This window comes from Streptomyces sp. NPDC096136, assembly GCF_044763325.1.
Lineage (GTDB): Bacteria > Actinomycetota > Actinomycetes > Streptomycetales > Streptomycetaceae > Streptomyces.
In genome coordinates, this window is the sequence record NZ_JBIWFZ010000033.1 from 28,446 (window position 1) to 42,967 (window position 14,522).

14 protein-coding genes are annotated in these 14,522 nt (G+C 74.1%); 13 read left to right on the forward strand and 1 reads right to left on the reverse strand.

Annotation, left to right across the window (positions count from 1 at the left end; all coding sequences use genetic code 11):
- Entirely contained in the window at positions 1-615 is a 615-nt protein-coding gene (locus ACIRBY_RS36875; RefSeq protein ID WP_403909191.1) for a ScbR family autoregulator-binding transcription factor, read from the reverse strand.
- Between the two features lie 231 nt (positions 616-846).
- Here ACIRBY_RS36875 and ACIRBY_RS36880 point away from each other — a divergent pair, with 231 nt between their 5' ends.
- The 13 genes from ACIRBY_RS36880 to ACIRBY_RS36940 all read left to right on the forward strand — a co-directional run bounded on the left by ACIRBY_RS36880 (position 847) and on the right by ACIRBY_RS36940 (position 14,501).
- Positions 847-1,617 carry a response regulator transcription factor gene (locus ACIRBY_RS36880; RefSeq protein ID WP_403909194.1) on the forward strand — a complete coding sequence of 257 codons (771 nt, stop codon included), beginning with the start codon at positions 847-849 and terminating at the stop codon, positions 1,615-1,617.
- 67 nt (positions 1,618-1,684) lie between these two features.
- Complete coding sequence (locus tag ACIRBY_RS36885; RefSeq protein WP_403909197.1) at positions 1,685-2,569, forward strand: hypothetical protein; 885 nt, start codon at positions 1,685-1,687, stop codon at positions 2,567-2,569.
- A gap of 236 nt (positions 2,570-2,805) precedes the next feature.
- Positions 2,806-4,272 (forward strand): FAD-dependent monooxygenase, encoded by a 1,467-nt coding sequence (locus tag ACIRBY_RS36890; RefSeq protein WP_403909200.1) that lies wholly within the window; start codon positions 2,806-2,808, stop codon positions 4,270-4,272.
- Positions 4,273-4,355: 83 nt separating this feature from the next.
- Complete coding sequence (locus tag ACIRBY_RS36895; protein WP_403909203.1) at positions 4,356-5,024, forward strand: TetR/AcrR family transcriptional regulator; 669 nt, start codon at positions 4,356-4,358, stop codon at positions 5,022-5,024.
- A gap of 38 nt (positions 5,025-5,062) precedes the next feature.
- Positions 5,063-5,392 carry a TcmI family type II polyketide cyclase gene (locus tag ACIRBY_RS36900; RefSeq protein ID WP_100865011.1) on the forward strand — a complete coding sequence of 110 codons (330 nt, stop codon included), beginning with the start codon at positions 5,063-5,065 and terminating at the stop codon, positions 5,390-5,392.
- Between the two features lie 34 nt (positions 5,393-5,426).
- The gene (locus ACIRBY_RS36905) at positions 5,427-6,698 is read left to right on the forward strand and encodes a beta-ketoacyl-[acyl-carrier-protein] synthase family protein (protein ID WP_403909259.1); all 1,272 of its coding nucleotides are present in this window, start codon (positions 5,427-5,429) and stop codon (positions 6,696-6,698) included.
- A complete protein-coding gene (locus tag ACIRBY_RS36910; RefSeq protein ID WP_403909206.1) occupies positions 6,695-7,912 on the forward strand; it encodes a ketosynthase chain-length factor in 1,218 nt (405 codons plus the stop codon). Before ACIRBY_RS36905 ends, ACIRBY_RS36910 begins: the two co-directional genes overlap by 4 nt.
- Before the next feature lie 128 nt (positions 7,913-8,040).
- Complete coding sequence (locus ACIRBY_RS36915; protein WP_042812062.1) at positions 8,041-8,310, forward strand: acyl carrier protein; 270 nt, start codon at positions 8,041-8,043, stop codon at positions 8,308-8,310.
- A 112-nt stretch (positions 8,311-8,422) separates the two neighbouring features.
- Positions 8,423-10,798, forward strand: a complete 2,376-nt coding sequence (locus tag ACIRBY_RS36920) for an SDR family oxidoreductase (protein WP_403909210.1) — start codon at positions 8,423-8,425, stop codon at positions 10,796-10,798.
- 129 nt (positions 10,799-10,927) lie between these two features.
- Positions 10,928-12,271, forward strand: a complete 1,344-nt coding sequence (locus ACIRBY_RS36925; protein ID WP_403909213.1) for an MFS transporter — start codon at positions 10,928-10,930, stop codon at positions 12,269-12,271.
- 108 nt (positions 12,272-12,379) lie between these two features.
- A complete protein-coding gene (locus ACIRBY_RS36930; RefSeq protein WP_403909216.1) occupies positions 12,380-12,703 on the forward strand; it encodes an acyl carrier protein in 324 nt (107 codons plus the stop codon).
- Positions 12,700-13,527 (forward strand): 4'-phosphopantetheinyl transferase superfamily protein, encoded by an 828-nt coding sequence (locus ACIRBY_RS36935; RefSeq protein ID WP_366455851.1) that lies wholly within the window; start codon positions 12,700-12,702, stop codon positions 13,525-13,527. The genes ACIRBY_RS36930 and ACIRBY_RS36935 overlap by 4 nt, the downstream gene beginning before the upstream one ends.
- Positions 13,528-13,550: 23 nt before the next feature.
- Entirely contained in the window at positions 13,551-14,501 is a 951-nt protein-coding gene (locus ACIRBY_RS36940; protein ID WP_403909220.1) for an ACP S-malonyltransferase, read from the forward strand.
- Positions 14,502-14,522 lie beyond the last annotated feature (21 nt).

The window sequence follows — 14,522 nt, forward strand, 5'->3', positions numbered from 1 at the left end:
TCAGCTCCGCCGTCCTGCCGTGTTCAGCCGTCGCAGGGTGGCGGGCGCGGCCAGACAGGGCATGACGACCCGCCAGAACCCGGCCAGCGTGCGCGGGGCGAGCCACTGGGGGTCGTCACGGCCGAGGGCCTCGAAGCCGAGGGTGGCCGCCACCACCGTGGTCGCCACGTTGCGGTGGTTGAGCCCGGGCAGCAGGGCGCCCTCCTCCGCCGCTTCGAGGAGCAGCCGGTGCACGTACTCGTGCCATTCGCCGGGCAGGGCGAAGGACGACGGGTAGGCCGGCTCCCGGTTGAGCTGGAAGGCGGCCCGGGCCACGACGTCGGACAGGAGCAGCCCGGCGAGCGCCTGGGAGCTGTCGGCCAGGGCCTGGAGGGCCGATGTCCGCCGCGTGTACACCTCGCGGGTGGCGGCGCGCAGGGCGCGGGCCCCGGCGGTCTCCACGGCCTCCGCGACGGCCGCCTTGTTCTCGAAGTGGAAGTGGAGCGCGCCCGGGCTCACTCCGGCACCCACGCTGATCATGCTCAGCGTCGCCTCTGCGTATCCGCGCCGCCCGAACACCGTGGCTGCTGACTCGAGCAGTGCTTGACGGGTTCGGACGGCGCGTTCTTGTTTCATCACGCATAGCTCCTGTATCAGTTTCCTTCTATTATTAAACCGCCCCGTTGGTATTGGAAGCGTGCGCCGACCCCGCCTGATGGCCTGATCAACGGCGATTCGCGCCCAGCTGTGGCCTGATTTGATCCACTTATCGCGAACCTTGCCGCGATTTGCAGGCTTTGACAAACCGACGAAGCGGTTTGTATCTTCGTTGACGTTGGCTCAACTGAGCTTGAGGGAGGGGGGCAGATGAACCAGCGGACCTTCGCTGTACTGGAACCTCACACCACCGCCGCGGGGGCGAACGGTGCGTTCCTGCCGGCCGAGGGACTGAGGGTGCCACCGCACGCGCCGGCCCAGTCGGCCCTGTGGCGGATCCTCATCGTGGAGAGCAGCACGGCCGAGGCCGAGACCCTGGCACGCGGCCTGCGCCGGCACGGGCACGAGGTCGACATCGTCGGCACCGGGAGCGAGGCGCTGCGCGGCTACGCCGACGCCGACCTCGTCCTCCTCGACCTGGAACTCCCCGACCTGGACGGGCTGGAGGTCTGCCGGGGCATCCGCGCGGCCCACGAGATCCCCGTCATCGCGGTCACCGCCCGGGGCAGCGAGCTGGACCGGGTCCTGGGCCTCCAGGCCGGCGCGGACGACTACCTGGTCAAGCCCTACGGGTTCCGCGAGCTGATGGCGCGGATGGAGGCCGTCATGCGCCGGGCGAGACCGTCGCGGCCCGCCGCCGCCACCATCACCTGCGGACCGCTGCGCATCGACGCGGGCACGCGGGAGGTGACCCTGCACGGGGAGCCCGTCGAGACCACCCGCAAGGAGTTCGACATGCTCTACCTCCTTGCCTCGCACCCCGACACGGTCATCCCGCGCAAGATGCTGATGCAGCAGGTCTGGGGCGACTCCTGGTCCCGCCGGACCGTCGACACGCACGTGAGCACGCTGCGCAACAAGATCGGCGCCAACTGGATCATCACGATCCGCGGCGTCGGCTTCCGGTTCGGCCAGGGCTGAGCCGGCCGACCACCGGTCCGGCCAGGGCCGGACCCGTCCACACCGATCCGAGCCGAGGGGGCAGACCATGGCATTGACGGCGCTGTGCCAGGGGGAGGGCTGCCGCCGCCCGGACGCCGACGGACGCTCCCGCCGGCGCACGGCCGACGGCGGACGGCTGTGCAGGCCCTGCCGGGAGCGCCTCGACGCCGGACTGGCGGAACTCACGCACCTCTACGAGGAGTGCGGCAGGATGCTCGCCGGTGCGGCCCCCGGCAGCCTGCGCGAGCGGACGACCGGAGGCGACCTGCCCGGCCTGCCGTTCAACGGGGCCGCGGCCGACGTGCGGGCCCGGATGGTCTCCGTGCTGGGATCCTGGAGCGGACTCGTCGCGCAGGAGCGGGGCTTCGCCTCCCCGCCGCGCACCGTCGCCGCGCTGACCGCCTTCCTGCGGCGCAACGGCGACTGGCTCGCCGCCCACCCCGCGGCCGCCGAGGCCACCGAGGAGATCGCCCGCCTGGTGCGGGCCGGACGCCGCGCCGCCTTCCCCGAACCGACCCGCAGCATCCGCCTCGGCGCCTGTCCCGAGTCCGGCTGCGCCGGCTCCCTCACCGTCGCTGTCCGCGACACCGACCGGGACTCCGTCCGCGACGCGGACCGGGACGGCGACCGGGACACGGACCGGGCGGTCGTGTGCGACGCCGACCCGGCGCACCGCTGGACCAGCGACCAGTGGAGCCGGCTCAGCCTCTCCCTGGAGGCCGGCGGACGGTCCGCGGCACCCCGGGCCGCGGCCACCGAGCGCTGGCTCACCGCCGCGGACATCGCCCGCCTGTGGAACACGCCGACCGGCACCGTCTACCGGCTGGCCAGCGAGCAGAAGTGGCGCCGGCGCAACCGCGCGGGCCGCACCTACTACAACGAGACCGACGTACGGACCTGCTTCGACCGCCGGGCGGCCGCACGCACCTGAAACGGTCTCCTCCCGCACGATCTTCCGCAGCGGTCCGCACTCGACCCGGTAGAGCCGGATCCGGGCGTCTGACCGCGCTTTGACATTCCCTTGGCCGGTTCGCGAGGCAGCGGACCGGCCCTTGTGGAACCTGACCGAGTCCTGAATCCAACGCCATTGAACGGCCGCTCGCGTCCGAAGAACCTTGTAGTCAAGATCCGGTGCACTGTCTCCGGAGGCGAATTCAAGGAGACGTGATGGACGCCCCTGTGATCGTCGTCGGTGCGGGTCCCGCGGGCTTGATGCTCGCCGGCGAACTGAGGCTGGCGGGAGTCCCCGTCGTCGTCCTGGAACGTCTGGAGCGGCGTACGGGCGAATCGCGCGGCCTCGGCTTCACCACGCGCACGCTGGAGACCTTCGACCAGCGCGGCATCCTCGCCCGCTTCGGCGACATCGAGCGCAGCACGCTCGGCCACTTCGGCGGGCTGCCCCTCGACTTCGGCGTGCTCGACGACGCCTGCCAGGCGGCGAAGACCGTGCCCCAGTCGGTCACCGAGACCCATCTGGAGGAGTGGGCCGCCGGCCTGGGCGCCGACATCCGGCGCGGCCGGGAGGTCCTCTCCGTCCACGACGACGGCGAGGGCGTCGACGTCGAGGTCCGCGGCCCGGACGGCACCCGCACCCTGCGCACCTCTTGGCTGGTGGGCTGCGACGGCGGGCGCAGCACCGTGCGCAAGGCCGCCGGCTTCGACTTCCCCGGCACCCCGGCCACCATGGAGATGTTCCTCGCCGACATCCGGGGCATCGACCTGAAGCCCCGCATGATCGGCGAAACCCTCCCCGGCGGCATGGTCATGGTCGGCCCGCTGCCCGGCGGAACCACCCGCATCGTGGTCTGCGAGCGCGGCACGCCCCCGCGCCGGCGCGAGAGCGCCCCCTCCTTCGACGAGGTCGCCGCCGCCTGGCAGCGGCTCACCGGGGACGACATCTCGGCCGCCGAACCGGTCTGGGTCAGCGCCTTCGGCGACGCCGCCCGGCAGGTCACCGAGTACCGGCGCGGCCGCGTCCTGCTGGCCGGCGACGCCGCCCACATCCACCTGCCCGCCGGCGGACAGGGCATGAACACCGGCATCCAGGACGCCTTCAACCTCGGCTGGAAACTCGCCGCCGTGGTGCAGGAGCGGGCCCCCCTGAGCCTGCTCGACACGTACCACACCGAGCGGCACGCGGTCGGCCGGCGGCTGCTGATGAACACCCGCGCCCAGGGGCTGCTGTTCCTGAGCGGCGCCGAGGTGCAGCCGCTGCGCGACTCGCTCAGGGAGCTCATGGCGTACGAGGACGTGGCCCGCCACCTCGCCGCCATGGTCACCGGCCTGGAGATCTCCTACGAGGTCGGCAAGGGCTCCCACCCGCTGCTCGGCCGGCGCATGCCCCACCTGGAGCTGACCGGCCCCGACGGCCCCACCTCCAGCACCGAACTGCTGCGCCCCGCCCGCGGGGTGCTCCTCGACCTGGCGGACAACCCGCGGCTGCGCCGGCGCGCCGCCGCCTGGGCGGAACGGGTGGACACCGTCACCGCCCGGCCGCGCGGGGCCGGCGCGGCCGACGGAGCGCACGACACGACCGCCCTGCTGATCCGGCCCGACGGATACGTGGCATGGGCCGCGCCCGGCAGCCACCACGACCTGCCGATGGCGCTCGACCGCTGGTTCGGGACCCCGTGACGACCGGGGCCCGCGCGACCGGCACCCCCTGAGGCCGACGCATCCCACGGCCCGACGAGCACGTCAACCGGAGGAACCACGACATGGCAACGCCGCAAGCAACGATCGAGCGCGTCCCCGGAGGCCTCGGCGCCGCCCCGGACGGGGAGCGCCGCGACATCGTCCGGGCGGCCCGGACCGTCCTGGCCCGCGAGGGCTGGAGGCACTGCACCGCCGACGCCACCGCTGCCGAGGCCGGGGTCGAGCCGGCTGCCGTGGGCCGCCACTTCCCCGACCACGAGCAGCTGCTGCTGGGCGTGCTGCTGGACAGCTCCGCCTCCGTGGCCGCCTCCCTCGCGGCCGTCGCCGAGAGCTACCTCGCGGAGATCAGCGACCTCCGCGAGGACCTGATCGCACTGGGCCGGGCCTGGCTGGCGCCGCTGGAGGCCTTCCGCGAGCACTTCGCGATCGTCCGGCACATCAGCGCCGAGGTCACCCACCTGCCCGCCGAGGCCGTCGACAAGTGGCAGGCCACCGGCCCCCGCCAGGCCCGCCGCGAACTGGCCCGGCGCCTGCGCCAGGTCGCCGCCCAGGGCCTGCTCGACATCGCCGACGCCGACCAGGCGGCCGAGCGCTTCATCCTGCTGGTCCCCTCGTCCGTCGTCCAGCGCTCCTTCCACGGCGCGCTGCCGCTCGGACGCCTGGAGGAGGACGCGCTCATCGCCGACGGAGTCGATGACTTCATCCGCCTGTACGGTCCGGCCTCCCGCTGACCCGCTGACCCCGCCGATCCCCGGAGAGAGTAGAAACAATGCACAGCAACCTGATCGTGGCGCGGATGGACGTCCGTTCGAGCGCCGAGGTGGCCAAGATCTTCGCCGAGTTCGACCGCACGGACATGCCGGAGCGCATGGGCACGCTCCGGCGGCGGCTGTTCTCGTACAACGGGCTCTACTTCCACCTCCAGGACTTCGCCGAGGACGACGGCGGCGAGCGCATCGAGCAGTCCCGCAACGACCCGCGGTTCATGCGCATCAGCTACGACCTCCAGCCCTTCATCCAGCCGTACGACCCGGAGACCTGGCGCTCCCCGGCCGACGCGATGGCCACCCGCTTCTACGACTGGACGGCGACCGAGTGATGTCCGAGGAATCACGGACGACGGGAGGGCACCGATCGTGGCCCGCCGGGTAGTCATCACGGGGATCGGGGTGCTGGCGCCGGGGGGCATCGGCGTCCGGGAGTTCTGGGAGCTGCTGAGCTCGGGGCGCACGGCGACGCGGGAGATCACCCACTTCGACGCCTCCCCCTTCCGCTCCCGGGTGGCGGCCGAGGCCGACTTCCTGCCGGAGCTGCACGGGCTGACCGGGCAGGAGATCCGGCGCATGGACCGGGCCGCCCAGTTCGGCGTGGTCGCGGCGCGCGAGGCGGTCGCCGACAGCGGCCTCGACCTGGCCGGGCTCGACCCGTACCGCACCGGGGTCAGCATCGGCACGGGCGTGGGAGCCGTATCCAGCCTCGACAAGGCCTACCGCGCGGCCAGCGACCACGGCCGGCTCGCGGCGGTCGACCACACGCGCGCCCCCGGCGACCTGTACGACCACTTCGTGCCCGGCTCCTTCGCGACCGAAGTGGCCTGGGCCGTCGGCGCGGAGGGTCCCGCCACGGTGGTCTCCACCGGCTGCACCTCCGGGATCGACTCGGTCGCGCACGCGGTCGACCTCATCCGCGAGGGCAGCGCCGACGTGATGGTCACCGGCGCCACCGACGCCCCGATCACGCCCCTCACCCTGGCGTGCTTCGACGCGATCAAGGCGACGACCAGCCTCAACGACGACCCGCAGCGGGCCTCCCGGCCCTTCGACGCCACCCGCCGCGGCTTCGTCCTCGGCGAGGGCGCGGCGGTCTTCGTCCTGGAGGAGCTGGAGAGCGCCCGCCGCCGCGGCGCGACCGTCTACGCCGAGGTCGCCGGCTACGCCTCCCGCTCCAGCGCCTTCCACATGACGGGACTGCGCCCCGACGGCCGCGAACTGGCCGAGGCCATCACGGTGGCGCTCGACGAGGCGCACCTGAACCCGTCCGACCTCGACTACGTCAACGCGCACGGATCCGGCACCCGGCAGAACGACGCCCACGAGACGGCCGCCTACAAGCTGGCGCTCGGACCCTACGCCCACCGCACCCCGGTGAGCTCGGTCAAGTCGATGATCGGGCACTCGCTGGGCTCCGTCGGGTCCATCGAGATCGCCGCGTCGGTCCTCGCGATGCGCCACCACGTCGTGCCGCCCACCGCGAACCTGCGCACCCGCGACCCCCAGTGCGACCTCGACTACGTCCCGCTCGTCGCGCGGGAGCACCGCACCGACGCCGTCCTCACCGTCGGCAGCGGATTCGGCGGGTTCCAGAGCGCGATGGTGCTGGCCCGTCCCGACAGGAGCACCGCATGAGCGCCAGGACCCTGGTCACCGGCATCGGGGTGGCCGCCCCCAGCGGGCTCGGGGTGGAGGACTTCTGGGCGGCGACCCGCATCGGCAAGAACGCCATCGGGCCCGTCACCCGCTTCGACGCCTCCTCCTACCCCTCGCGCCTGGCCGGGGAGATCCACGGCTTCGAGCCCGGGGAGCACCTGCCGGGCCGGCTCGTGCCGCAGACCGACCGGGTCACCCAGCTCGCCCTCGTCGCCACCGACTGCGCCTTCGAGGACGCGGGACTGGCGCCCGGAGACCTGCACCCCTGCGACATGGGCGTGGTCACCGCGGCCGGCTCCGGGGGCTTCGAGTTCGGCGAGAACGAGCTGCGCAAGCTCTGGCGGCAGGGTCCCAAGCACGTCAGCGCGTACCAGTCCTTCGCCTGGTTCTACGCCGTCAACACGGGCCAGATCGCGGTCCGCAACGACCTGCGCGGGCCCACCGGGGTCCTCGTCGGCGACCAGGCCGGCGGACTCGACGCCCTCGCCCAGGCACGGCGCCGGCTCCGCAAGGGCAGCCGGCTCATCGCCACCGGGGGCTTCGACGCCTCGGTCTGCTCGCTCGGCTGGGCAGCGCACCTCGCCGGCGGCCACATGTCCACCAGCCACGAGCCCGAACGCGCCTACCTGCCCTTCGACGAGGCCGCCTCCGGCTACGTACCGGGCGAGGGCGGCGCGCTGATCATCCTGGAGGACGAGGAGAGCGCCGCCGCCCGCGGGGCGCGCAACGTCTACGCCGAGTTCGCCGGCTACGGCGCCACGCTCGACCCGCGACCCGGCAGCGGCCGCGAACCCGGCCTGCGCCGGGCCGTCGAGACGGCCCTCGCCGACGCCGGATGCCACCCGGCCGAGGTCGACGTGGTCTTCGCCGACGGGGCGGGCGTGCCGCGGCTCGACCGGGAGGAGGCCGAGGCCATCACCGCGGTCTTCGGCCCGCTCGGCGTACCGGTCACCGCGCCCAAGACCACGACCGGGCGGATCGGCGCGGGAGCGGCGCCCGTCGACGTGGTCTCGGCGGTCCTCGCCATGCGCGAGGGACTGATCCCGCCGACCACCAACGTGGAGCCCTCCCCCGCGTACGACATCGACCTGGTCGCCGTGCGGCCGCGGACGGCGTCGGTGCGCACCGCGCTCGTCCTCGCGCGCGGCCGCGGCGGCTTCAACTCCGCGGTGGTGCTGCGCGCGCTCGACTGAGCGGCCCCGCTGACCCGGTCCGCGCCCGCCCCCGCCCTCTTCCCCCGGCGGAGGCGGGCGCAGCCCGCCCCGCGCCGAACTCCCGCAGCCGGAAACACCGGTGCGGAACACCGATGAAGGGACCCCACGTGTCCAAGCAGGAATTCACCTTCGACGACCTCAAGCGCATCCTCCTGGAGGGCGCCGGCGCCGACGAGGAGGTCGACCTCGACGGCGACATCCTCGACACCGACTTCGAGTCGCTCGGCTACGAGTCGCTGGCGCTGCTGGAGACCGCCAGCCGGATCGAGCGCGAGTTCGACATCACGCTCGACGACGACATCTTCGCCGACCACAGCACCCCGCGCTCCCTCGTCGAGGCCATCAACGCGAGCCTCAAGGTCACCGTCAACGCCTGAGCCGCGCGGGTCGGCCGAGCCGTCGGAGCCCGGCCCCCACGTCGGGGCCGCGGCTCCGACCCCGCCACCACCCCGCCGCCCCCACCCCCGCCCACCGAAAGGGAGTACGCCCATGGCCATCGATCAGGACCTCACCGAGACCCAGGTGATCGTGGTCGGCGCGGGCCCCGTCGGACTGCTGCTCGCCGGAGAACTCCGGCTGGCGGGCACGGACGTGGTGGTGCTCGACACCCTCACCGCCCCGACCTCCGAATCGCGGGCGTCCACCCTGCACGCCCGCACCATGGAGATCCTCGACAGCCGCGGCCTCCTCGACGCGATCGGCGAGGTGCCGCACGACAACGCCGGACACTTCGGGGGCATCCCCCTCGACCTCGGCCTGCCCGGCCCCTACCCGGGGCAGTGGAAGGTCGCCCAGACCCGGCTGGAGGAAGTCCTCGGGGAACGGGCCGCCGACCTGGGCGCGGACATCCGGCGCGGCCACGAGCTGACCGGGCTGACCGTGACCGCGGACGGGGTGGTGGCCGACGTACGCACCGAGGGCGGCCGGCTGTCCCTGCGGGCCCGCTACGTGGTCGGCTGCGACGGCGAGGACAGCGCCGTCCGCCGGCTCGGCGGCTTCGACTTCCCCGGCACCGACGCCGAACGCGAACTGCTGCGCGCGGACGTCGCCGGCATCGACATCCCCGACCGCCGCTTCGAGCGCAAGGACGGCGGACTCGTCATCGCCGCCCGGCGGCCCGACGGCGTCACCCGGGTGATGGTGCACGAGTTCGGGGCGCGGCCCCGGTCCGGACGGCTCTCCTACGAGGAGGTCGCCGACTCCTGGAAGCGCATCACCGGCGAGGACATCGGCGGCGGCACCCCGCTGTGGGTGAACTCGTTCGGCGACGCCTCGCGGCAGGCCGACCGGTACCGGCGGGGCCCGCTGCTGCTCGCTGGGGACGCGGCGCACCAGCAGATGCCGATCGGCGGCCAGGCCCTCAACCTCGGGCTCCAGGACGCCTTCAACCTCGGCTGGAAACTGGGCGCCCGGATCGCCGGCCACGGTACCGACGCGCTCCTGGACACGTACCACGAGGAACGGCACGCGGTCGGGCAGGGCGTACAGAGCAACGTCCGCACCCAGGCCCTGCTGCTGCTCGGAGGGCCCGAGGTGGACGCGGTACGGGAGGTGTTCGCGGAGCTCGGCGCCAGTGAGAACGTACGGACGCACCTGGCCGGCCTGATCTCCGGGCTGTCCGTACGCCACGACGTCGGCGCCCCCGGGGACGCACCCGGGCTGCCCGGCTCGCGCGTGCCGGCCTGGGAGGTCACCACCGCGGAGGGGACCACCACGACGCTGGGCCTGCTGCGGCCGGGGCGGGGGCTGCTGCTCCTGCCGCCGGGCGAGGAGGCGCGGCGGGCGGAGCTCGCCGAGGCGGCGGGGGCCTGGGGCGACCGGGTCCGGATCGTGACCGCGGTGTCGGTGGCCGGCGGGGCCGCGGGGGCCGGTGTTCCCGAGGGCGCCGTCCTCGTACGGCCCGACGGGTACGTGGTCTGGGCCGACGGACCGCGGGCGGAGGCGCTCGACGAGGCGCTCACGCGGTGGTTCGGGGCCGAACGGCCGGCGCCCGCCCCGGCCGTGCGGGACTCCGCCGGCACCGGGAGCCTCCCGGCCGGGGCGGAGCCGGCCCGCGTCACCGCCGAGCCGGCGGCGCTCGCCGGCGTCCGGCGGGGCGTCGGCGCGGAGCGGCTCACCGGCCGGACCGCGCTGGTCACCGGTTCGAGCCGCGGCATGGGGCGGGCGGCCGCGATCCGGCTCGCGCAGGAGGGCGCGCTCGTCGCCGTCCACTACCACCGGGACGAGGCGGCCGCGCGGGACGTCGTCACCGCCGTAGAGAAGGACGGCGGGCGGGCGTTCGCGGTGCGGAGCGAGCTGGGGGTCGACGGAGACGTGGACACCCTGTTCACCGCACTGGAGGAGGACCTGCGCGAGCGGACCGGCTCCACCGACCTGCACATCCTGGTGAACAACGCCGGGGTGATGGGCGGGGTCGCCGCGGACGAGGTCACGCCGGAGCAGTTCGACCGGATCTTCGCGGTGAACGCGAAGGCGCCGTTCTTCCTGATCCAGCGGGCGCTGCGGAACATGCCGGACGGCGGGCGGATCATCAACATCTCGTCCGGGCTGACCCGGTTCGCCAACCCGGACGAGATCGCGTACGCCATGAGCAAGGGCGCGCTGGAACAGCTCGCGCTGCACTTCGCGAAGGCGCTCGGGCCGCGCCGGATCACCATCAACTCGGTCGCGCCGGGGATCACGCGCAACGGGAACCCGGTGTTCGACATCCCCGAGGCGGTGGAGCAGATGGCGGGGCTGTCGGCCTTCAACCGGGTCGGGGAGCCGGAGGACGTCGCCGACGTGGTGGCGTTCCTCGCCACCGACGAGGCCCGGTGGATCACCGGGTCGTTCGTGGACGCCACGGGCGGCACCCTGCTCGGCTGACGCCCCCGGGCCCCTCCTGACTCCGTCGGCGTGTGTATCCCACGCGCCACGCCGACGGCGGGCGGGCCGCCCGGGGATCCCTCCCCGGGCGGCCCGCCCCTTCTTCCGAATGCGAGCGTGTACTCCTCAATGAGCATTGCCTCCGGCGCCCGGGTCGGGGCCCGTTGGGCTCTGGTGTCCGTGCTGGCCGCGAACATGTTGGTGGACGCCCTGGAGGTGTCCGCGACCCTGGTGGCGCTGCCGGCCGTCGGCGGCGGGCTGGGGGCTCCCGTCACCCGGGTCCAGTGGCTCGTCACCGGGTTCGCCGCCGGGTTCGGCGGGGCGCTGCTGCTCGGCGGCCGGCTGGTGGAGTGGTTCGGGCGGCGGCGGGTCTTCCTCGCCGCGCTGCTCGTCTTCGCCGCCGCGTCGCTGGGCGGTGCACTGGCCGACGATGTGGAACTGCTGGTCGCCACCCGTGTGGTGAAAGGTTTCTGTGTCGCGCTGACCGCCCCCACCGGGCTCGCCATCATCGTGGCCGCCGTCCCCGAGGGGGACGCGCGGCGGCGGGCCGTGTCCGTGTACTCCCTGTTCGGGGCCGCCGGGTTCTGCTCGGGGCTGCTGCTGTCCGGGCTGCTCACCGGGCTCGGGTGGCGGTGGACCCTGGCGTTCCCGGCACCCGTCGCGCTGGGGCTGTTCGCCGTCGCGCTGCGGGTGGTCCCGCGGGAGCCCGCCGTCCCCGACTGGGGGCCGCGCCGGTACGCGGTGCTGGTGGGGGGCGCGTCGACCGGGGCGGCCCTGTTGCTCGTGGACGCGTCGTCCAGCGGCCGGTGGGGCGGCGCCGCCGCGGCGGCGGTGCTGGTCCTCGTCTGCGTGCGGGCCGAGCGGGCCTCCCCGCGGCCGCTCGTGGACACCGCGCTGCTGCGGCACGCGCCGCTGGTGCGCTCCGCGCTCGGGGCGGCCGCGCTCAACGGCTCCTACGTGAGCTTCCTGCTGGTCGCGGCGATGGACCTGCGGCGGGACGGGTGGAGCGCCTGGGAGACCGCCCTCGGATTCCTGCCCGCCGCCGCGCCGCTCGCCCTGACCGCCCTGCACTCCGGGCGGATCGCCGCCCGGTTGGGGCCCGCGCGGGCCGTCGCCGCCGGGGCGCTCGCCGCACCGGCCGGATACGCGCTCTACCCGTACTCCGGTACGGGCGGGGTGCGGTATGTCGAACTGTTGCCCTCGATGTCCCTCGTCGGCCTCGCCTTCGTGCTCGCCTTCACCGCACTGCACCTCCAGGCGACCGGATCCCTTCCCCCCGGCCCGCGGACGGAGGCCGGGGGCCTCTACCAGACCTGCGTGCAGCTCGGCGCGGCGCTCACCCCCGCGCTGACGTCCGCGCTGTACACGACCTCCGGCCCGAGCGCGGCGCTCGGGCTGGTCACCGCCGTCGGACTGGCCGGCGCGGGCGTCGCCCTCGCCGGCCTCGCACACCCTTCGACCGACCCTTCCTGAGAACCGCCGACCCCTCTCCCCTCCGGCGGTGCCCCCTACGAACCGGAAAGCATCATGACCACACTTCACATGTCACAGACATACGAAACAGACACAGGCCTGGTCCACATGACCAGGCCCGACATGGCCGTACTGGCCACCGCCGGGCTGCGCGAGCGCACCCGGATCCTGGAGCAGTACGTGCGCGAGGAGCTCGGCCGGATCCTCGGCATCGAGCCGCACCTCGTCGACACCACGGGCCGCCCCATGGGCTGCCTCGGCATCGGCTCCATCTCCGGCATCGAACTCCAGTACCGGATGGAGGCCACGCTCGGCGTCGACGTGAACCTCCAGCGCCTGCTGCTCGCCAACAGCGCCCAGGAGCTCATCGACTGCCTCGCCGGCCAGCTCGGTCCCGAGGCCCACCTGCACGGGACAGCGGTGCCGGCATGACGACTACCACTCTGCTGCCGGCCGCCCGTCCGGTGGTGAACCACCAGGGTCTCGACCGGCCCGACTTCACCCTCTCCGCCGACCGGGTCGACCTCTGGCTGATCCGCCGCCCCACCGGGGCCGACGCCGACGCCCTCGCGATCGGCGAACTCGACGCGGACGAGCGCAAGCGCGCCGACGCCTTCATCCGCCGTTCGGACGGCATGCTCTACGCCGCCGCGCACGTCGCCGTGCGCCGGCTGCTCGGACGTTACACCGCGACCCTGCCCCAGGACGTCCGCTTCATGCGCGAGCCCTGCCCCGGCTGCGGCGAGGCGCACGGCCGCCCGGCGCTGTCGCCCCCGCCGCCGCCCCTGCACTACTCCCTCTCGCACAGCGGGGGAGTGGCCATGGTCGGCGTCGGAACGGTCCCGCTCGGCGTTGACGTGGAGAAACTTCCCGGTGCCGAGACGGTCGACATCTGCTCGAAGGCGCTGCACCCCGACGAGCAGCTCGAAATCGCCCGGGCCGGCTCCGGCGACGCCCGCAGGCACCTCTTCGGCCAGATCTGGACGCGCAAGGAAGCGTTTCTCAAGGGGCTTGGGACAGGGTTGAGCCGCTCGCCCGCCGAGGACTACCTGGGCACCGAACTGGACCGCCACCCCGACGGCTGGACCATGGTCGGCGTCCCGGCCGACACGACCCACGCCGCCGCCGTCGCGGTCAAGGGCCAGGCCCCCAAGGTCGTCAACGTCAGGTGGGTGCCCGACACCTGGCTGGCCGCAGGCAACACCGTGTGCGGCGCTGCCGCCCCCGGACCGCACGACACGGTCCTCGCCAGTTGAACCGCAAGTAAGGACGTGACCGGATGACCCGCACCGCCTTCCTCTTCCCGGGCCAGGGCTCCGAATGCGCCGGCATGGGCAAGGAGCTGCTCGCCCTGCGGCCCGACCTCGCCGACACCCACTACCGCACCGCCGACGACCTCCTCGGGTTCCCGCTGTCGCGGCTGTGCGTCGACGGGTCCCCCCGGGACCTGGAGGACCCGACGGTGGCGCAGCCGGCCGCCTTCCTCACCAGCATGGCCGTGCTGGAGGTGCTGCGCGGACGGGGCCTGGAGCCGGACGCGGTGGCCGGGCACAGCCTGGGCGAGTACGCGGCGCTGGTGGCCGCGGGAGCCCTGGAGTGGACCGAGGCGCTCTGGCTCGTCCGGCTGCGCAGCGAACTGGTGGCCACCGTCGGCGACCGGGTCGGCAGCGCCACGGCCGCGGTCATCGGCCTGAGCCGCCCGGACCTGACGCGCCTGTGCGCCGAGACCCGGGCGGCCACGGGCCAGGTCGTGGAGGTGGCCGGGGACAACGAGCCCCGGCAGACCGTGGTGTCCGGGCAGGCCGAGGCGGTGGCCCGGGTCACCGAGGAGGCCCGGGCGGCCGGGGCGCGGGTGGCGTGGCTGCGCACCGGGGGGCCGTTCCACTCCAGCCTGCTCGGCGAGGCCGAGGCGGAGTTCACCGAGACGCTGATCGCGACCGAGTTCCGCGACCCGGCCGTGCCGATCGTCTCCGGGGTCACCGGCGGTTGGGTGACGACGGCCGCCGAGGCCGTCGTCGCCCTGCGCGGCCAGCTCACCACCCCGGTGCGCTGGACCGGCGCGGTGCAGACGCTCGCCGCCTCGGGCACCGACCGCTTCGTGGAGGTGGGCCCCGGACGGGTGCTCGGCGGGCTGGTCCGCCGCATCCTGCCGGGGGCCCGCGTCCACAGCACGCACACGCCCGAGCGGCTGGCCGAGGCCGTGGACGAGCTGAGCGCCACCGCGGTCTGACCGGCAGGCAGTCACACCCGC

Coding starts and splice junctions, on each gene's coding strand:
- ACIRBY_RS36900 (WP_100865011.1), top strand. CDS start 5,063: ATGCACAGCAACCTGATCGTGGCGCGGATGGACGTCCGTTCGAGCGCC.
- ACIRBY_RS36930 (WP_403909216.1), top strand. CDS start 12,380: ATGACCAGGCCCGACATGGCCGTACTGGCCACCGCCGGGCTGCGCGAG.
- ACIRBY_RS36885 (WP_403909197.1), top strand. CDS start 1,685: ATGGCATTGACGGCGCTGTGCCAGGGGGAGGGCTGCCGCCGCCCGGAC.
- ACIRBY_RS36940 (WP_403909220.1), top strand. CDS start 13,551: ATGACCCGCACCGCCTTCCTCTTCCCGGGCCAGGGCTCCGAATGCGCC.
- ACIRBY_RS36925 (WP_403909213.1), top strand. CDS start 10,928: ATGAGCATTGCCTCCGGCGCCCGGGTCGGGGCCCGTTGGGCTCTGGTG.
- ACIRBY_RS36920 (WP_403909210.1), top strand. CDS start 8,423: ATGGCCATCGATCAGGACCTCACCGAGACCCAGGTGATCGTGGTCGGC.
- ACIRBY_RS36935 (WP_366455851.1), top strand. CDS start 12,700: ATGACGACTACCACTCTGCTGCCGGCCGCCCGTCCGGTGGTGAACCAC.
- ACIRBY_RS36910 (WP_403909206.1), top strand. CDS start 6,695: ATGAGCGCCAGGACCCTGGTCACCGGCATCGGGGTGGCCGCCCCCAGC.
- ACIRBY_RS36875 (WP_403909191.1), bottom strand. CDS start 615: ATGAAACAAGAACGCGCCGTCCGAACCCGTCAAGCACTGCTCGAGTCA.
- ACIRBY_RS36895 (WP_403909203.1), top strand. CDS start 4,356: ATGGCAACGCCGCAAGCAACGATCGAGCGCGTCCCCGGAGGCCTCGGC.
- ACIRBY_RS36890 (WP_403909200.1), top strand. CDS start 2,806: ATGGACGCCCCTGTGATCGTCGTCGGTGCGGGTCCCGCGGGCTTGATG.
- ACIRBY_RS36880 (WP_403909194.1), top strand. CDS start 847: ATGAACCAGCGGACCTTCGCTGTACTGGAACCTCACACCACCGCCGCG.